Here is a 17443-nt window from a genome sequence, read left to right as displayed (position 1 = left end):
GCGCCTGTCACCCTCCCGGATCTGGCCTTCCGGCTACCCATGGCCGCCACCATGCAGTAGCCTTCCAATTGGCTCGGTCCAAAATACCGGTCAGGTCAATCGTGACCACGGGTGGGCAGGACGCCCTCAACCTCGTGTTCAACCTGCTGAGGGGACATACCCGACAGCTCTGCATCGAGAACCCCTGCTACCTCGGAGCTTCGCTGATCTTCAGGAACGCCGGCCTGGAGATCCATCCGGTGCCGGTCGACGGCGAGGGGCTGCGAACGGACCTCCTGCCGCCAGCCAAGGGCAGTCTGCTCTACGTCACGCCCTCGCATCAGTTCCCCACCGGGGCCACCATGCCGCTGGCGCGGCGCCTGGCCTTACTGCGATGGGCGGAGGAGACCGACAGCTACATCGTCGAGGACGATTACGACAGCGACTTCCGGTACGACGGGCCGCCATTGACGGCCCTGGCCGGCCTCGACGGAGGCCGGCGCGTCTTCTACGCTGGGACGTTCTCCAAGTCCGTGGGCGCCGGCCTGCGCGTCGGTTTCGCCACGGTCCCGCGCATGTTCTGGGACGAGGCGCGGATGCTGAAGGCGCGGATGAGCAACGGCCAGGCCTGGCTTGAGCAGGCTGCGCTCACCGCCTTCATCGACGAGGGACACTTCGACCGGCACCTGCGTCGCCTGAGGCAGGTCTACAAGGCGTGCCGTGACTGTCTGGTTGGAGCACTGCACAGGACGTTCGACGGGGCCGTCGTCCTCGGCGGCGAGAGTGGCCTGCACCTGGTCTGGCGCCTTCCGCCCGGCTTTCTGCCCGCTCGGCAGATCCAGCTTCTCGCACGCGAGCAGGGCATCGGGGTCTACGCCCTTTCGAGCGGGGCTGCCTACGATTTCGACCCCGGGGCACGGGACGACATGTTGGTCTTCGGATACTCATCGCTCAACGAAACGCAGATCGAGACAGCAATCGGCCAGTTGCAGCGGATAGTGCTTAAGCAAGCAGACCGCGGCGAAGGCACAGGTTAGGTCTGCTTCAGAGCACCCGACGGAATGGCTTTTTGGCGTAGTTGGCTCGGACGCCGCCGGTCTGCTTCTCAGCCTGTCAGTTCCGAGACACACATTCCAAACGTTGAAGCAGTGACGCGCTGCCGACGTTCGAAGCATCCTTCCTCTCTCTGCCGGCACGGGCCAGTTGGGAGATGAGAAATGAGACATTCAGAGCACGACCCAGAATTTAAGAACCGCCGACCCTGGAACGCATGACGGAGGCTCGGGGCCAAACGCGCTCTCTAACTACAGCAGGTTTGGGCCATTCGTTTTTGGCTCGACGGGAAGCGGCGTGTACGCGACCGCGCAATGTTCGACCGCGCCATCGACAGCAAGCTGCGCGGTTGCGACATCGTCAAATTAAAATTCGGTGAGCTTGTCAGCGGCGGTCACGTACGCGCCCGCGTCATTGTCGTTCAACGAAAGACTGGGCGTCCTGTACAGTTCGAATTGCTTGAACCAGCACGTACCAGCATCCTGACTTGGCTGGGGTGCCGAGGTGGTGGGCTTGACGATTACGCCTTCCCTAGCCGGATCGACCATGAGGCGCACATAAGTACCCGGTAGTACGCCCGTCTGGTCGATGAATGGGGTGACTGGCATCGGGCTACGACGCGAAGACTACGGGACACACTCCCTGCGCCGAACAAAGGCGGCGTTGATCTACAAGCGAACCGGCAACCTGCGAGCTGTACAGATTCTGCTCGGGCATACCAAAATCGAGAGCACGGTAAGGTGCCTCAGTGTGGACGTTGAAGATGCTCTTGCCTTGGCTGAAGAGACCGAAATCTGAAGCTCGGCCTCCTCTGCGGTAACGTCGAGGAGACTACATAGGCCGTAGAACACGGCGCGTCTGACGAGATTATCGACCAAACAGAATACCGTCTTCGAACGTGATGTCCTCAAGCCTGCCAAGCCGTTCCGCCCCTATTGGCCTTCTGGCAGTCCGCGTTCGGGCTGAGCGCACGAGAGAGGACCTGTCGATTAGGCCACCGTCACTGACGCGCTATCATACGCTATCCGCCAGGGTTCGGCTCTGTGCAACGGGCTTCCTCCGCGCCACCGGAGAGAAACGGAAGAAGGACCGCAGTGAACGCTTCCGGATGCGAGTAGTTGATCCCATGAGCTGCTCCTGGAATGACCACAAGTCTGCCATGAGGCAAGGAGCCGGCGAGGCTCGCGACGAATGCATGCGGGACGATGTAGTCGCGCGTGCCCCAGACTACGAGCGTCGGCTGTGTGACCCGCCGGACCTTCTCCGCGATGCGATTGTCGACCATGCTGCGCAGGGTCAAGATGTAGCGTCCGATCCCGCCACGGGCATAATCGGTGATCGCCACCCAGGCGAGCGACCAACGCTCGAACGGTGCGATGGCAAGGAAACCGACGACCTGCCGGACGAGGCCACGTGCCACCGGGTCCGGCGTGGGACCCTGCAGCACAAGGCGTTCGACGAGTTGCGGATGAAGGAGGGCCAGTTCGACCAACACCTCGCAGCCCAGGGAATTGCCGACAAAGGCCGCGCGCTCCACCCCGACCGCATGCATCCAGGTCGCCAGTGCGTCCGCAAGCTCGCGCACCGTGAGGGTTCGGCAGGGTTTCTCACTCAAGCCGAAGCCGGGCAGGTCAGGCGCATAGACTTTGACATGAGGAGCGAGATGCCGTGCGAGCGGGATCATGTAGCGGCTCGACATCCCGAGCCCGTGGACGAGGATCACGGGCAGACGGTCATCCGGTACGGCGTCAACCGAGACGCGGGCCTGCATCGTCCTGCCATCGACGCGGACCTGCCTCACCGTGAACCGGCCCATATCTTTGCTTCGGTTCCGGCCGGCACGCCGCCGAGCCAAGGCGTTGACCAGAACTCGGCCGGCGATGATCCCGCCGGCCGTCACAAGGATCCACCGCAGGGACACACGCGTCTTTCCGTCTAAGCCAGTTTGAGCCATCCGCGGGAATGGGTGCTCACCTCCGCTGTTTAGCAGCAAGGACATCATCCTGTGCGGCCAAGTTGGGCTGGGATCGGAGCTTCGCTGGACTCACGGACTTCCGGTCGCCGAAGGCGCGGCCGTATGAGGCGCCGGCTCCGCTGGCGTCATCTCCGCCGCGATCGCCGTGATCCAGGCGGCGACGCGGTCAGGATCCGTGACCGGCAGCATGTGGCCGCCCGGTACGAGGACGAGGCGCGTACCGGGTAGAACCCGCTTCAGGCCCTCGCCGTGCTCGACCGAGCTGAGCACGCGATCGCCGGTTCCGTAGAGGACCGAGATAGGAACGGCGAGGCCAGGATACCGCGCCGCAAGCCCCGGCATGTCCGCACCGGCCGCGTTCAAGTCCGTTGAGGCGGCGTAGAAGCTGGAGGGCCGCAGGCCGAGTAGGCCGCCGCCCCGCGTTCCGAAATCGGCCGGCACCGCGTCCGGCCCGAACACCGTGTCGAGGACGCCCCGGCTGCGCAGAATCGCCAATGGCGTCGCGAGGGTCCAAGCGACGGCCATCCGCAGGAGGGACGAACGGATGGCATGGAGCCGGAACGGTGCGGGGACCGTGTCCTGCGGCTGCGTCAGGGGCGCGATCAGCGCGAGGCCGCCGATAAGGCGCGGATGTTCGAGGCCTAGCGCGAGGGCGACCGCGCCGCCGAGCGAGTGCCCGACGACGATCGGGCGCTCCAGCCCGAGATGACGGATAACGCTCAAAATTGTGTCGGCCTGGCCCGGAAGATCGGCGGCGGCGCGCCAGGATCGCGGCGAGTGGCCGGAACCGGGCCGGTCGATCAGCACCACCCGGAACCGGTCCGAGAGCCGGTCGAGCAGGGCATACGCGAAGTTGCCGAGCTGTCCGCCGAGACCGTGTACGAACACGAGCGGCCGGCCGCTCCCGGCCTCCAGGTAGTGGATGCGGCCCTGCGGCAGATCGAGGAAGCGTCCGCGTGGGGGAAGGCGCCGTGCGATGCCCCGCCCGATAAGCCACGTGATGACGAAGGCGGAGCCCAAGAGGGCGACGAGGATGAGGGCGCCCAACGCGAACGCGGTCGGCAAAGCCGGCATCACCTGCGCTCTCCCTTCAGGCGGCTCAGGAGGCCCCAGTAGGAAACCGGCATCAGGCGCTCGATCAGCGAGGCGATCTTGGCGTCGTTGCCGATGATGATGCGCCGCCGTCGTCGTTCGACGCCGCGTACGATGATGTCTCCGGCGCGGGCGGGCGGCATCGTCAGGAGGCTGTTGGCGATGCGGCGTCCCCGCTCCAGCTCCTCGGCCGAGAGGGCCGCGGTGGCCCGCGCCGAATCGGCGATCGAGGTGGCGACGCCGCCGGGATGCACCACGGTCACCCCGACCGTGCCGCCCGCAAGTTCGTGGGCGAGGGCCTGCGAGAAGCCGCGCACCGCGAACTTGCTCGCCGCATAGGCGGTCTGGCCCGGCGGGGCGATCAGGCCGTAGAGGCTCGACAGGTTGACGATCCGCGCTTCGGGAGCGGTCTCCAGCATCGGCAGGAAGGCCCGGGTCATGCGCACGACGCCCCAGAAATTGATCTCGATCAGCCATTCGAAGTCGGCCTCGCTCACCTGCGCGAAGGCCCCGGCCATGGCCACGCCCGCGTTGTTGACGAGGAGGTCGAGGCCGCCATGGGCGGCGGCCACCGTCGCGGGCAACGCCGCGACCGCCTCCCGGTCGGCGACGTCGAGGCGGTGACGGGTGACCCGGACGGGGCCGGCGAGCGGCTGCGCCGTCTCGGTCAGGCCCGCCTCGTTCACGTCGGCGAGGGCGAGGTTGCAGCCCCGCCCGGCGAGCGAGACCGCGATGGCCCGGCCGATGCCGCTGCCCGCACCCGTGACGAGGGCGGTGCGTCCCTTGAGATCGAACATGAAATCGGTTCCTGCCCTACGAAGCCTCGGTGCAACGGATATCCGCCCCCGCGGGGGCAGGCGTTCAGGCCGCCCGCCGGGTGCCGGTGCGCCGGCCGCCGAACACCATGGCGCCGTCATCCAGCCGGCCGTAGCGGAGGCCGGCGAGATCCAGCACGTAGTTCTGGTGAAGCTTCCACGGCGAGGCGGTGCCCTGCTTCGGCATCAGGTGGCGCGCCCGGGTGACATAGCCCGAGCTGAAGCCGATCAGCGGCTCAGCGCCGGTGGCCGCGCCCCGGCGCGGCACGCACCACGCCTCGCCCCGCCTGTCCATGCGGCGCAGGAGGCGGCAGACATAGTCCGCCGTCAATTCGCATTTCAGCGTCCAGGAGGCATTGGTGTAGCCGAGGGCGAGGGCGAGGTTGGGCACGTCGCTCAGCATCATGCCCTTATACAGGTAGCGGTCGGCCGGATCGGCCATGACGCCGTCGACGCTGATCCTCACCCCGCCCATGAGCTTCATCGTCAGGCCGGTGGCGGTCACGACGATGTCGGCCGGCAGGGTCTTGCCGGAGGCGAGGTCCAGGCCGTTCTCGGTGAAGCGCGTGATCGTGTCGGTCTCGACGCTCGCCTTGCCGGTGCGGATCGCCGCGAACAGGTCGCCGTCCGGCACGAGGCAGAGGCGCTGGTCCCACGGCTTGTAGCGTGGCGTGAAATGTCTGCCGACATCGTAGTCGGGGCCGAGTTGCTCGCGGATGCCGCCGAGGATGCGCCGCGTCAGCGTCTCGGGTTTCCGCCGGGCGAACTGATAGAAGAGAATGCTCAAGCCGATGTTCTTCCAGCGCGCGAGGCGATGGGCGATGGGGGCCGGCAGGCGGGCCTTCAGCCAGTTGGCGATGCGGTCGCGCGCGGGTAGCGCCACGATGTAGGTGGGCGAGCGCTGCAGCATGGTCACGTGGGCGGCGCGCCGTGCCATTGCCGGCACCAGCGTCACCGCGGTGGCACCGCTCCCGATCACCACGACGCGCTTGCCGGCATAGTCGAGGTCGTCGGGCCAGGCCTGCGGATGCACGATAGGCCCCGCGAAACGCTCCGTGCCCGGCCAGTCCGGGCGATAGCCGCCCGCGTAGTCGTAGTAGCCGGCGCAGACGTAGAGAAAGCCGCAGGTATAGGTGATGCGCTCCTGCCCCGCCTCGACCTCCAGGGTCCAGCGCGCCTGCGACGTGTCCCAGGCCGCGGAAACCACGCGCCGGCCGTACTGGATCCTGCGGTCGATGCCGAACGCCGCGGCGGTGTCCCGCAGGTAGCGCAGGATCGAGGCCGCGTCGGCGATCGACTTGTCCTCGGTCCAAGGCCGGAAGCTGAAGCCAAAGGTGTAGAGGTCGGAATCCGAGCGCAGGCCGGGGTAGCGGAACAGGTCCCAGGTCCCGCCGAGAGAGGCGCGGGCTTCGAGGATCGCGTAGCTCTTTTGTGGACACTGGGTCTGCAGGGCGTGGGCCGCGCTGATGCCCGAAATGCCGGCGCCGATCACCAGCACATCAAAATGCGCACCGCCCCGCGGCTCCGGGTGCGACGCTGCATCGTCAGGTCCGTCGCGGGGCACCGTGAGGATCGCCATGGCTGGAGCCTTCCGAAGTTCGCGACGCCCCAACTAAGGTGTCCACCTTAGCCGATCAACAGGCATGCACCTTAATTGTGGGGCGGCCTCCACGCGGCTAGGGTCCGGGCGGGAGTGGATGCGCGAGCGGGGCGGATGTGGCCATGGCGGGACGGGACGCGGGGGACCGTGCGAAGGCGTCGGCCAAGCCCAAGACGCGGGCACGCATCCTCGACGCCGCCCGCGAGCTGTTCAACGCGCGTGGCCCCGGCAACGTCACCACGGCGGAGATCGCCGCGGCGGTGGGGATCAACGAGGGTAACCTCTACTACCATTTCCAGCGCAAGGAGCAGTTGCTCGAAGCCCTGTTCAGGGAGTTCGCCCAGGCGCTGCACGCCGCGGCCACGGCCTACGTGGCCAGCGACGACGGGCCCGCGCGGTATCGCGCCTATCTCACTGGCTGGTTCCAGGCGATGTGGGAGTGGCGCTTCTTCTACCGGGACGGGGCGATGGTCTTCAGGCTCGCGCCCGAGCTCAAGCCGCGTCTTAAGCAGGTCAGCGATGAGGGGCAGGGGCTGACCCGCCGGGCGATCGAGGAGATGCAGAAGGCGGGATTGCTGGCGATCCCGGCCGACCGGCTCGACCTGCTCGTCAGCAATGCCTGGATCGTCTCCACCTACTGGATCGACTATCTGCGCTCGCGCCGTGGCATCGGCGAGGTCACGCGCGCGCATGTCGACTGGGGCGCACGCCAGGTGATGAGCCTGTTCCTGCCATACCTGACGCAGCGAGGGCGGGCGGAAGCCGAACTCGGTGCGGCGCGTGAGGCTGGCTGATCGTTCGAGAGGAAGACAGGCTCGATTGCGAGAAGCTCAGCCCGGCCGCCCCGCATCGACGGTGAAAGTCGCGACGCTGCCGTCCGACCTCGGCCCGACCGACATCTCATGGGACAGGCGGCATGTGCGTTCGTGATCCACCTGGACGGGTAACGCACTCGTTCATCGAACGTCTCGCTTTCGGTAAGGCCCCCATTCGTATGTCCGCTTAGAAGTTTATGCGGATGGACCTATACGGTGTGCTTAGGTCGACAAACGCTTGACCGTTCGACGCCTGAATAGGGTGGATTTTTGCTCTTCCGGTTTCGGGTTTATAAATTGGAAAAGCGGATCCTGGCTCCAAGCGCGGCGCCAAGCAGTCTCGCGCCTTCAACGCACCTTCACGTTCAATTTCTCGAAGGTCGCCTTGTTGGGCGAGGTCAAACAAGAGAAGGCCCGACGGTTACAACACACTCAAGCTGGAAACACGATGCGTGCGTAGCACATCGCAGACTGTCTCTCACACAGCGGCCCCATCCCGGTCGCTCAGAACATTGCGTTCGCTTTGGCGGAAGTCTCTGGCAGGGCCTGCAGCACGTCCCAGTGCTCGACGATACTGCCATCAGCGTCGAGCCGGACGATGTCGATGGCCGCGTAATCGAAATTGCCTGGCCAGTGCTGCAAACAGTGAAGAACGATGAGATCGCCTTCGGCGAAGACCCGCCTCACCTCCACCCGCTTGCCCGGCCACTCATGGGCCATCCGTTCGAAATCGATAATGAAGCCATCCTTGCCGGATGCCACGTGCGGGTTGTGCTGGATGTAGTCGGCGCCGGCATACTGCTCGATTGCTTCGCGCGGCCGGCAATCGTTGAACATCAATTCGTGGAAGGCGATCACGTTCGTCTTTTTCTATGCAAGATCAGTCATGCGCTCCCCCTTGAGCATGGGCTTGGACGCCCTTTGGTACTCAGTGCCGCCCGGCTTTCGCCAAGTTGGACCGGACGACGAGTGTGTGTCCGGGCGTGATGGCCGCTGGGTAGGCGCGACCGTGGTGGTGACGAAGTTTCCCATCGTACGGGCACCAGCTCAGGAGAGGGAGAGGCGGGCTTGTCGTCTTTGTCTCGGACTACAAGGACCTTGCGACCTATCAGATCAGAGGCTCCGACGGGGATCCTGCCTCGTCACGATCTGACCCGAAGCACGATCTTGCCCTTTATCCGGCCCTCCTCCGAGCGCGCGTGAGCGCGTGCGACTTCGACGAGGGGAAACTCCAAGCCGACCTGCGGCACCACCAGGCCTCGCTCGATGAGGCGCGTGAGGGCATCGAGCTTGCTGCTGCTCTGGCGCGAGAAGACAAAGTGGTAGGTCGCGTTCCGGCCCCAGGCGTCGATGAGGTTCTGGGGCGTCGCAGTGTCGACCAGCGTGACCACGCGCCCATCCTCGCGTAGAATGCTTGGGGAACGCGAAAGCGTATCGCGCCCAAGGGTATCCAGAACGACGTCGACGCCCCCGCCGTCGGTCAGGCGATTGACGGCGTCCACGTAGTCCTCGCGCTCGAAATCGATGACCGCCGAGGCGCCAAGCCCTTCGACGAGCGCCGCGTCGCTGCCGCGCGCCGTTGCCAGGACCCGCGCGCCGATGGCTTTGGCAACCTGCACGGCGATGGCCCCAACGCCGCCGGCGCCGCCATGGATCAGCACGGTCTCGGTCACCTGCAATCGGGCCCGCTCGACCAGCCCTTCCCAGACGGTCACGCCAACGAGGCTGACGCTCGCGGCCTCGGCATGGGAGACGTTGACGGGCTTGCGCGCCACGATGTCGACGTCCGCCACGTGGTATTCCGCGTACGATCCTGGCCCGCCGAAGATCCGTGCCGTGTAATAGACCTCATCCCCGACACGGAACTCCGTCACCTCTGATCCGATCTGGTCGACGACGCCGGAGACGTCGTGCCCGATGATGGCAGGCAGTTCGACCTGGTCGGCGTAGTCACCGCGACGGATCTGGCAGTCGAGCGGATTGATCGACGTGGCATGCACCGCCACGCGGACCTGCCGCGGTCCTGGCCGGGGGTCGGGAAGGTCCCGGAGTTCGAAGCTGTCCGGCCCACCGAACCGCGTCAACACAATCGCTTTCATGTCAACCTCCCACTGTGGCAGCTGCCTTTGTGTCAGCTGGCATGCTGGATGACGAACGCGTTCTCCTCACCCGACGGATGAGCTACGTTCAGCCATGACGATGCGGAGATCGCTTCCCCCGCTCGCCGCGCTGCGGGCCTTCGAGGCCGCCGGGCGCCGCCTGAGCTTCCGTGGTGCCGCCGACGAGCTTGGCGTCACGCCGACCGCGATCAGCCATCAGATCCGGCTCCTCGAACAGACCCTGGGGCTTCGCCTCTTCCACCGCGAGACGCGTCGGGTCCGGCTTACCGCTGAGGGGGCCGTGCTGCTGCCGGTGCTTCGCGACGGCTTCGACGCCTTCGCTGAAGCCATCGACCAAATCCGCGGCGGACATCCGGCCGGCGTTCTCACGATCTCGGCGCCGACCGCCTTCGTCGCCAAGTGGCTCGTGCCCCGGCTGGCCAACTTTCGCGCGGCCCATCCGGGTTGTGACCTGAGGCTGCACGCGTCCGACAGCCTGGTGGACTTCGTTCGCGACGGGGTCGACATTGCCGTCCGATACGGGCCGGGTCCCTACCCGGGCCTCGGCGTCCACAGACTGGTGGTAGACCGGGTCGCGCCCGCTTGCAGTCCTCGCCTCACTGTTCGATCCGAGCGCGATCTGGCAAGCCACCCGCTGCTGCATTTCGAGTGGGCTCACGTAACCGACGAGACGCCGACTTGGGCCGCTTGGCTGCGGCAGGCCGGGATCAGCGACATCGACGGTAGCGCGGGCATTCGACTCAGTGATGAAGGGCATGTCATCCAGGCCGCGATTGCTGGGCAGGGAATCGCGCTCCTGTCGGTCGTGCTTGCCGCCGACGACCTAGCGAGCGGCGCGCTGGTTCAACCCTTTGGGCCGGTGCTCAATGCCCATCCCTATTGGGTCGTCCACCCACGACATCCGGCTCGGGCAGAGAATGTCGGGAAGCTGGTCGACTGGCTACGATCCACCGCTGCTTGATCAGGCAATCCTACAACTCATTGTCTGCTTTGGATGACAGTCGCAACAACCTGTACGTCTGTGTTGGTCCTTGACCGGTCCATCCTCCATAGGATTGGGTGAGTTTGCGATGGTTCGCTTCTGTTCAGAATGCGAAAGCGAGCATGGCCGTGAATCATAATGGCTCACCTCGAACGCGAACGAACTCCTTCGAGCACCTCGATCGCCCCGTTACAGAGCCTGCGTTGCCGCCCCCTTCGCACGGCCTATGAACAGGATCTGGCCCGTCGGGCGACCGATCGGCGAACCCGCCTCGGGTTCCAGCGTAATCTCGAAAAGCTGCCCGTCGCCGATGGCTTCCAGCCGCTCCGGTGGCAGACGGATCGCTCCGCCCGGGGGCAGCACGCCGAGGGAAACGGGGCCGCGTGCCTGATCCCACAGGGTCCAGAGCTGCAACGCGCGCCCGCTTCCTGGTCGCACGTCAGCCAGCGGCAGGGACCGCACGGTGCCGTTCTGGGCAACTTGGATGAGCCATCCCGGTCCACTCTCCTGCCCGGAGGCGTCGCGACTCTGCAGGATTGCGTAGTACCGCGTTGGGCTCTCGGCCGGCGCCAACATGCGGCTCGGCAGGATCGTTAGAAGGATCGCGGCAGCCGTGGAGAGCCCCGTGGTGGCCCGCCACAGCGCAGGGCTCCGCCACGCTACTCTCAACATCCCGCCTCGCGCCTGTGTGAGGGCGGGAGCCGTGGTCGGGCCGAGCGCCTGCCGGCGCGTCGCGAGGGCCTGCTCGATCCGCGCCCATTGGGCCGGATCGACATTGGCTTTCCCGAGGGCCGCGGAGGCCGGCAGCAGCCGCTCCTCCCAGAAAGCAACGCGGCGAGCAAGATCTGCATCCGAACCCATGGCCCGCTCGACTTCCGCCGTGGCTTCTGCGTGGAGCAGGCCCAGCACGTATTCGCCCGCCAGGACGTCACGGTCTTCCGGCTGGCTCGGGATCATGACAGGCAATCCTTCAAGGCGATGAGGCTGCGGCGGACCCAGGCCTTCACAGTCCCGAGCGGTGTTCCCAGTCGCTCAGCGATCTCAGACTGTGACAGTCCATCGACGTAGGCGAGAAGGATCACCCGCCGCCTGTCGGCTTCGAGCCGCGCGAGGCAACCGTGCAGGCGGGCGCCGTCCTGCGATGTCGCGAGGATGGTGAACGGATCGAGCGCGTCGACCGCGATCTCTGTCGCCGCGGCTGCGTCGAGGTCTGTCTCCCGGCCAACGACACGGATGTGTTTGAGCGCGCGATGTCGCACGATGCTGGTGATCCAGGCACGGCCCGCGCCGCGGCTGCGGTCGAAGGTGTCGGCGCGCTCCCAGATGTCCATCATGGCATCGTGTAGGACGTCAGCCGCAACATCACGCCGCCGCACGATCCTGTGCGCGACGGCGAGTAGGAAGCCCGCCTCATGGTCGTAGAGACGCCGCAGCGACGCCGAATCCCCACGGGCGCAGCCTTCCAGCGCGGAGGCGTGATCGAACGGCTCCATGACTCTCCTGGCGATCAGATGGACCGGCCGCCGGGCCGGTCCTGCAGTGGCGGAGCGATGCTACATCTTGGGGAGAATGGCGATGTCACGGACCTTACCAGAGACGCCGGTGATTTTGGCGGCCATCTCGCCCTTCCCGGTTGCGAGATCCACCTTGTAGAGCGTGTCGCCGGCCATGGCCCAGGCCTGATTGCCGCCCTGGCCATCGGACAGGATGTCGAAGGCCACGGCCTCGCCTGACATGCCGAGCATGCCGACGGTGTTCAGAATACCGTCATTCGGCGGAGCCTGCTTCAGCAGTGCGCCAGCAGCGTCGATGTCGAACAGGGCCGTCTCCTTCGTGCCCTTGAAGGCATTGGTGTAGGCGCCAGCCGTCACCTTCGGGGTCTTGCCCTTCATGCTGTCGGTCTCGGCAAACTTGAGCTGGCCGTCCTTCGTCACCTTGCCGTCATCGACATTGGCGCGAAGGTTGGTGCCGTCCGAACCGATGATGCGCAGGCGGTCGGCGACGGGATTGAAGTCGACGGTTGCCGCGGTGCCGGCGACCAGCATCGTGTCGAGCTTTGACTTGGGCATGGCCTTGCCGGACATCGGATCGATCGTGACGACGCTGCCATCCGAAATCACGGCGTAGAGCATGCCATCGGCCGGGCGTACGTCGATGCCAAGAACGCTTCCGCTGATCCCGGTGATCGTCACCGTCTTCGTGACCTTCTTCGCAGCCGTGTCGACATGCGCCAGGGTGGCGTCGCCGACGAGCGCCGCAACGGTGTCGGCACGCGCGGCGGTTCCAAGACAGGTGCCGGCCAGCAGGGTAATGGCAATGAGGCTCAGTCGCATGGCTTTCTCCATCTGCCGCGAAGGCGGCATCAAGAGCGCTAGCCATGAGCCGGATGATCGGATGCAGCCGAACTTAGGTTTTTTCGCCCTCCAGCTACCGTCCGCTTTTGAGAGCCATTCAGGCAGTCGGCTAAGACGCGGTTGATGGACAAGGTTGCGCTCGTGGTCGGTGGAGCGAAGGGTATCGGCCTCGCGATCGCCGAGCGGCTGGCGGTCGAGGGCGCGTCGGTCGTCTTCACCGGACGGAGAGCAGACGAGGTCGAGGCCGCCGCCGTGAAAATTGGGCGCGGTGCGCGGGGTCTCGTCGCGGACGCGGCCTTGAAGGAGGATCTGTACTGCGTCGTGGCGACGGTGCGGGAGACACATGGCCGGATCGACGCGCTGGTGCTCAACGCAGGCATCTCGGAACCGGCGACCCTGCGCGACGGGACACCCGAGCATTTCGACCGGCACTTTTCGGTCAACGTCCGTGGGGCCGTCTTCGGGTGGCAAGCGGCGTTGAGCGCAATGGGACGGGGTGGCTCGGTCGTGCTGATGGGGTCGATTGCCGACGCCGAAGGCATCACGCCCGACGGGACCTATTGCGCGACGAAGGCAGCGCTGCGCTCCTACGCGCGCACATGGACAGTAGAACTGGCCCCGCAGGGCATCCGCGTGAACGTAGTGGCCCCTGGCCCAACTGACACCGCCATGATGGCGAGCCTACCTGAAGAGCAACGGGCCGCGCTAATCGCGCGGATCCCGCTAGGCCGCATGGCGCGTCCCGAAGAGGTGGCGGCGGCCACGCTGTTCCTCCTGAGCGACGAGGCGAGCTTTGTCGCGGGGGCCGAACTGTGCGTCGATGGCGGGATGCGACAGATCTAGCTGTGATCGAATGGCCGCAGGTCTTCGCGGAAGCCGTGCCGAATGTGGATGGCGCGGCGTCGTCGAGTTTCGTCGTCCGAAGGATGAACCCGCCTGCGATCCGCTGCGACGCATGGTGGGCGCCTCCATGGACCTGGGGTGGCCAACACATGCGCGGATAGGCATGGACGACATGTCTACGGGGCATCGCCATTCGGGCCGGTCGCCGGAACCATATGGCGCCAGGGCTCTTAGGGCATGCCGACGCTGACCGATGCGGAACCCGGATGGGATCTCATTCCCTGGGCCATTCGGGAACGCAGGGGCGCCCACATGTCGACCGCCGAAGGCGAGGATCCCGTGCCCCGTTTCGAGAGCAGCCGCTTCGAATACACGACCCGGAACGCCACGGAGCGCCATCTCGGTCGGAACTTGCGCGCGATGTACGACGCCTTTCCATCGCAGCCTCCGTCCGACGACATCCGCGACCTGCTGGGGCGGCTGGAAGCGCCGGGCGCTGACGCAGCCGAGTAGCCCGCATCCCCCTAGTGGCTCGCTGGGGCATCCTCCGCCTGGAGGCCGCTGACGGGGGCGTCGATCGTGCAGACGACGCCGGTCGACGGATAGGACAGCTCCACCGCGCCTCCGAAGCTTCCGGCCAGCCCGCGACCGATGAGGCGCGTGCCGAAACCGGTCCGCGTCGGAGGCTCCACGGCGGGGCCTCCTTCCTCTGACCAGCGCAGGGCGCAGTGCGGTTCGCCGGCCTCGTCACGGACCGACCACGTCACCGACACACGTCCGTCATCCGTCAGTAGCGCCCCGTACTTGGCCGCGTTGGTCGCCAACTCGTGCAGGATCAGCGACAGGGACATCGCCGCCTTGGCCCCGACGGTGAACGCCGGTCCCTCCAGGACGAAGCGGGCAGGATTGTCCACGTGGGTGCTCAAGGCGCCTTCGATGACGGTGCCGATGGGGGCCGAACCGATGGAGCCGCCCAGGAGCAGGTCGTGGGACTTGCCGAGGGCGATGAGGCGCCCGGCGAGGACGTCCTTGGCCGTGTCCAGGTCGGTGGCGTTGCGCATGGTCTGGGTGGCGATGGCCTGCACCATGGCCAGCATGTTCTTCATGCGGTGGCCGAGTTCGAGGTTCAGCGTCCGCTGGCGCTCCTCCGCCTCGATACGCGCCAGCGCCGCGCGGGTCCTGTCCGCGATGTTGTTGGCGAAGCTGATCTCCTCGGGCTTCCAGCCGTAAGGGGTGTCCTTCAGGGCGTAGAGCAGGGCCACGAACCGCCCGTGCTCCATCAGGGGGAGGTTGAGCAGCGATCGCACCTGGATGGCAGCCAAGGTTCCTGCGTCCGAGGCGGTGCGGGGGTCCTCGCTGACGTCGTCGATGACCACGGCGCGGCCGTTCTTCAGAGCGTCGATGTAGGTGCCGTAATCCCGGAAGTCGTACACCCCGCCGATGGCCGGCATCCCCGGTGCGCTCCAGCCCTCGCCGGCGTCGATGGTTTCCCGGTCATGGTCCACCGCGCCGTATCCGGCATGGGACAGCCCCAGCGTGCGGCCGAGGATCCCGGCCGCGACGCGGGCGATCTCGCCCGGATCGCCCGTGTTGCGCAGGAGATCGCCCAGCTCGACCAAGGCCGCACGTCGGGCATCGGCCCGCTTGCGCTCGGAAACGTCGATGAACATCGCCGCGAAGCGCCGCTCGGTCTCGCGGTAGGCTCGGACCTCGAAAGTACGCCCGAGCTCGGGCACGGCGATGTCGAAGACCTCGGCGACCCCTGTGTCCACCACGCGGGCGTAGGTCTCGATGACCCAGTCCGGAACGTCCCGGATCACCTCGCGCACGGTGCGTCCCACGGTCTCCACGGGCAGCCCGGATTGGGAGGCGAAGGCGGGGTTGATCTCGACGAACCGGTAGTCCGTCACCCGCCCCGTCGCATCGCGCAGGATCTCGCCGCTGAAGAAGCCTTCGTGCATGCCCTCGAACAGGCCGCGCCAGCGCTTCTCGCTCTCGGCGACGCGCTGCTCGGAGGCTCGCTGGGCGGTCACGTCGCGCGAGACCACGAGCAGGCGCTCCGGCCGGCCGTCGGCGCCGCGGATGGGCGTGACTTGCACGTCCCACCACTTGGGCGTGCCCTTGAGGGTGTCGGCCGGGGCCTGAAAGTGCCCGGTACCGCCCGCCAGGGCCGCCCAGAAAGCCGACTGGGCATCGGCCCGGGCCTGACCCTGCCAGAAGCCGGTCCAGTCGCAACCCCTGACCTGGTTGAAGTCGTCAGCCTCCATGACCGCGAGGCCCCCCTCGTTCATGAAGATCAACCGGGCGTTCGGGTCGAGCACCTTGATGCAGTCGGCGGAGGACGACACTACGCCGCGCATGAACGCGGCGTCCGCTTGCTCCTTGGCCGCGGCGTTCCGCTGCTCCGTCCGGTCGCGCAGGATCTTGAGGAAGCCCTCGTGGCGGCCGGCCTCGTCGCGCAGCGGCATCATCTCGCCGTTGGCCCAGAACAGCGCCCCGTCCTTGCGAAGGTGCCAGCGCTCGTCGGTGCCGCGCCCGCGCAGCAGGTGGCCTGCCCCCATTCAGTGGCCCAGGTTTGAAGTTAGTGCATCGTCGGTCGTGTGACGATGGCAGGGCGAGCGGACGGCACTGATCCGCTCGGTTCGGTCGGCCAGAGGACGACCTCTGGCGCAGGCGGGTGGTAGCCAAGCGACGAGTGCGGTCGGAGGGTGTTGTAGTGCCTCCGCCATTGCTCGATCACGACGCTGGCCTCCTTGAGGGTGTAGAACACCTCGCCGTTGAGGAGTTCATCCCGCAGCTTTGCGTTGAAGCTCTCGCAGTAACCGTTCTCCCACGGACTGCCCGGCTCGATGTAGGCGGTCGTCGATCCAACCGCTGCGATCCAGTCCTGAACCGCTTTGGCAATGAACTCCGGTCCATTGTCGGAGCGGATATGACCCGGCACACCGCGAAGGCTGAACAGGTCCGTCAGCACGTCGATCACGTCGAGGGCCTTCAGCTTGCGTGATACACGGATCGCCAGGCACTCACGCGTGAACTCATCAATGACGTTCAGCATCCGGTACTTGCGCCCGTTGTGCGTGCGGTGCTCGACGAAGTCGTAGGACCAGATGTGGTCGGGCCGCTCCGGCCGCAGCCGCACGCACGAGCCGTCGTTGAGCCAGAGGCGCGACCGCTTCGGCTGGCGAGCGGGAACCTTGAGGCCCTCGCATCGCCAGATCCGTTCGACGCGCTTCACGTTCACCGTCCAGCCATCGCGCCGGAGCATCGCGGTGATCCGACGGTAGCCGTAACGTCCGTRCTGCAGCGCCAGGGCGACGATGGCAGCCGTCAAAGCAGCCTCGTCCTCGACCATCACGGCGACTTTGCGCTGCGTCGAACGATGCTGACCCAGGACACGGCAAGCGAAGCGTTCGGACACACCGTGCTCGGCAACGACGTAAGCGACACAAGCCCGGCGGCGAGCCGGGCTCAGAAGTTTCCCGAAGCTGCCTCCTTCAAAATGAGCTTCTCCAGCGTCAGGTCCGAGATCGCCCGACGCAGACGCAGGTTCTCCGTCTCCAAGGACTTCAGCCGCTTGACCTGATCACCCTTCAGACCGCCGTACTCGGAACGCCAACGGTAATAAGTGACCTCGGTCACCTCGATCGAACGGATTGCTTCAGCAACTTTGCGACCCTGCGAGACCAGGACATCTACCTGCCGCAGCTTAGCGACGATCTCTTCAGCCGTATGATTCTTCCGTCCCATAAAAACATCCTCCAAATGGCCCAAGGCCATACATCAGGGAGGACCACTTTTCAGGGGGCAGGCCA

At 66.2% G+C, this 17443-nt stretch carries 16 protein-coding genes and 1 pseudogene; 6 read left to right on the top strand and 11 right to left on the bottom strand.

The window, feature by feature from the left end:
* Positions 1–68 precede the first annotated feature (68 nt).
* Together ASF22_RS14885 and ASF22_RS25330 are read left to right on the top strand one after the other, a co-directional pair.
* Positions 69–1016, top strand: coding sequence for a PLP-dependent aminotransferase family protein (locus tag ASF22_RS14885; protein ID WP_082483738.1), 948 nt, complete (start codon positions 69–71; stop codon positions 1014–1016).
* Between the two features lie 285 nt (positions 1017–1301).
* A pseudogene (locus ASF22_RS25330) lies at positions 1302–1830 on the top strand (tyrosine-type recombinase/integrase).
* 223 nt (positions 1831–2053) lie between these two features.
* Here ASF22_RS25330 and ASF22_RS14880 read toward each other — a convergent pair.
* The 4 genes from ASF22_RS14880 to ASF22_RS14865 form a co-directional block, all read right to left on the bottom strand.
* Positions 2054–2953, bottom strand: a complete 900-nt coding sequence (locus ASF22_RS14880) for an alpha/beta hydrolase (RefSeq protein ID WP_056265725.1) — start codon at positions 2951–2953, stop codon at positions 2054–2056.
* 123 nt (positions 2954–3076) lie between these two features.
* Complete coding sequence (locus ASF22_RS14875; RefSeq protein WP_056265722.1) at positions 3077–4081, bottom strand: alpha/beta hydrolase; 1005 nt, start codon at positions 4079–4081, stop codon at positions 3077–3079.
* Positions 4081–4896 carry an SDR family oxidoreductase gene (locus tag ASF22_RS14870; protein ID WP_056265719.1) on the bottom strand — a complete coding sequence of 272 codons (816 nt, stop codon included), beginning with the start codon at positions 4894–4896 and terminating at the stop codon, positions 4081–4083. The genes ASF22_RS14875 and ASF22_RS14870 overlap by 1 nt, the downstream gene beginning before the upstream one ends.
* 64 nt (positions 4897–4960) lie before the next feature.
* Entirely contained in the window at positions 4961–6493 is a 1533-nt protein-coding gene (locus ASF22_RS14865) for an NAD(P)/FAD-dependent oxidoreductase (protein ID WP_082483737.1), read from the bottom strand.
* Between the two features lie 143 nt (positions 6494–6636).
* Here ASF22_RS14865 and ASF22_RS14860 point away from each other — a divergent pair, with 143 nt between their 5' ends.
* Positions 6637–7308: a TetR/AcrR family transcriptional regulator gene (locus ASF22_RS14860; RefSeq protein ID WP_056265715.1), complete on the top strand. Its 672-nt coding sequence runs from the start codon at positions 6637–6639 to the stop codon at positions 7306–7308.
* Positions 7309–7833: 525 nt separating this feature from the next.
* On the opposite strand, the gene ASF22_RS14855 is transcribed toward ASF22_RS14860, so the two are convergent.
* Both ASF22_RS14855 and ASF22_RS14850 read right to left on the bottom strand, forming a co-directional pair.
* Positions 7834–8187, bottom strand: a complete 354-nt coding sequence (locus tag ASF22_RS14855) for a nuclear transport factor 2 family protein (RefSeq protein ID WP_244474300.1) — start codon at positions 8185–8187, stop codon at positions 7834–7836.
* Between the two features lie 284 nt (positions 8188–8471).
* Entirely contained in the window at positions 8472–9428 is a 957-nt protein-coding gene (locus ASF22_RS14850) for a zinc-dependent alcohol dehydrogenase family protein (RefSeq protein ID WP_056265713.1), read from the bottom strand.
* Positions 9429–9522: 94 nt separating this feature from the next.
* On the opposite strand from ASF22_RS14850, the gene gcvA reads away from it, so the two are divergent.
* Complete coding sequence (gcvA, locus tag ASF22_RS14845) at positions 9523–10410, top strand: transcriptional regulator GcvA (protein ID WP_056265710.1); 888 nt, start codon at positions 9523–9525, stop codon at positions 10408–10410.
* 210 nt (positions 10411–10620) lie between these two features.
* Here the strand turns inward: gcvA and ASF22_RS14840 are convergent, their stop codons facing one another.
* Genes ASF22_RS14840 through ASF22_RS14830 form a run of 3 tightly spaced genes read right to left on the bottom strand, consistent with a single transcriptional unit; the run spans position 10621 to position 12764 of the window.
* The gene (locus tag ASF22_RS14840; protein WP_056265707.1) at positions 10621–11388 is read right to left on the bottom strand and encodes an anti-sigma factor; all 768 of its coding nucleotides are present in this window, start codon (positions 11386–11388) and stop codon (positions 10621–10623) included.
* Entirely contained in the window at positions 11385–11924 is a 540-nt protein-coding gene (locus ASF22_RS14835; protein ID WP_056265704.1) for a sigma-70 family RNA polymerase sigma factor, read from the bottom strand. The genes ASF22_RS14840 and ASF22_RS14835 overlap by 4 nt, the downstream gene beginning before the upstream one ends.
* Positions 11925–11984: 60 nt before the next feature.
* Positions 11985–12764 carry a DUF4394 domain-containing protein gene (locus ASF22_RS14830; protein WP_056265734.1) on the bottom strand — a complete coding sequence of 260 codons (780 nt, stop codon included), beginning with the start codon at positions 12762–12764 and terminating at the stop codon, positions 11985–11987.
* A 144-nt stretch (positions 12765–12908) separates the two neighbouring features.
* Between ASF22_RS14830 and ASF22_RS14825 the strand changes: the two genes are divergently transcribed.
* Both ASF22_RS14825 and ASF22_RS14820 read left to right on the top strand, forming a co-directional pair.
* Entirely contained in the window at positions 12909–13628 is a 720-nt protein-coding gene (locus tag ASF22_RS14825; RefSeq protein WP_056265701.1) for an SDR family oxidoreductase, read from the top strand.
* Between the two features lie 237 nt (positions 13629–13865).
* Positions 13866–14141: a hypothetical protein gene (locus ASF22_RS14820; RefSeq protein ID WP_056265698.1), complete on the top strand. Its 276-nt coding sequence runs from the start codon at positions 13866–13868 to the stop codon at positions 14139–14141.
* Between the two features lie 11 nt (positions 14142–14152).
* Here the strand turns inward: ASF22_RS14820 and ASF22_RS14815 are convergent, their stop codons facing one another.
* A complete protein-coding gene (locus ASF22_RS14815; RefSeq protein ID WP_082483736.1) occupies positions 14153–16189 on the bottom strand; it encodes a PAS domain-containing protein in 2037 nt (678 codons plus the stop codon).
* Between the two features lie 20 nt (positions 16190–16209).
* A protein-coding gene (locus ASF22_RS14810; RefSeq protein WP_156647758.1) for an IS3 family transposase occupies positions 16210–17378 on the bottom strand; the annotation gives its coding sequence in 2 pieces (ribosomal slippage) (positions 16210–17114 and positions 17114–17378; 1170 coding nt in all).
* Positions 17379–17443 lie beyond the last annotated feature (65 nt).

Source organism: Methylobacterium sp. Leaf87 (assembly GCF_001422775.1).
Taxonomy (GTDB): domain Bacteria; phylum Pseudomonadota; class Alphaproteobacteria; order Rhizobiales; family Beijerinckiaceae; genus Methylobacterium.
This window is presented reverse-complemented; position numbering and strand designations above follow the sequence as displayed.

Coding starts and splice junctions, on each gene's coding strand:
- ASF22_RS14875 (WP_056265722.1), bottom strand. CDS start 4,081: ATGCCGGCTTTGCCGACCGCGTTCGCGTTGGGCGCCCTCATCCTCGTC.
- ASF22_RS14870 (WP_056265719.1), bottom strand. CDS start 4,896: ATGTTCGATCTCAAGGGACGCACCGCCCTCGTCACGGGTGCGGGCAGC.
- ASF22_RS14865 (WP_082483737.1), bottom strand. CDS start 6,493: ATGGCGATCCTCACGGTGCCCCGCGACGGACCTGACGATGCAGCGTCG.
- ASF22_RS14860 (WP_056265715.1), top strand. CDS start 6,637: ATGGCGGGACGGGACGCGGGGGACCGTGCGAAGGCGTCGGCCAAGCCC.
- ASF22_RS14850 (WP_056265713.1), bottom strand. CDS start 9,428: ATGAAAGCGATTGTGTTGACGCGGTTCGGTGGGCCGGACAGCTTCGAA.
- gcvA (WP_056265710.1), top strand. CDS start 9,523: ATGACGATGCGGAGATCGCTTCCCCCGCTCGCCGCGCTGCGGGCCTTC.
- ASF22_RS14840 (WP_056265707.1), bottom strand. CDS start 11,388: ATGATCCCGAGCCAGCCGGAAGACCGTGACGTCCTGGCGGGCGAATAC.
- ASF22_RS14835 (WP_056265704.1), bottom strand. CDS start 11,924: ATGGAGCCGTTCGATCACGCCTCCGCGCTGGAAGGCTGCGCCCGTGGG.
- ASF22_RS14830 (WP_056265734.1), bottom strand. CDS start 12,764: ATGCGACTGAGCCTCATTGCCATTACCCTGCTGGCCGGCACCTGTCTT.
- ASF22_RS14825 (WP_056265701.1), top strand. CDS start 12,909: ATGGACAAGGTTGCGCTCGTGGTCGGTGGAGCGAAGGGTATCGGCCTC.
- ASF22_RS14820 (WP_056265698.1), top strand. CDS start 13,866: ATGCCGACGCTGACCGATGCGGAACCCGGATGGGATCTCATTCCCTGG.
- ASF22_RS14815 (WP_082483736.1), bottom strand. CDS start 16,189: ATGGGGGCAGGCCACCTGCTGCGCGGGCGCGGCACCGACGAGCGCTGG.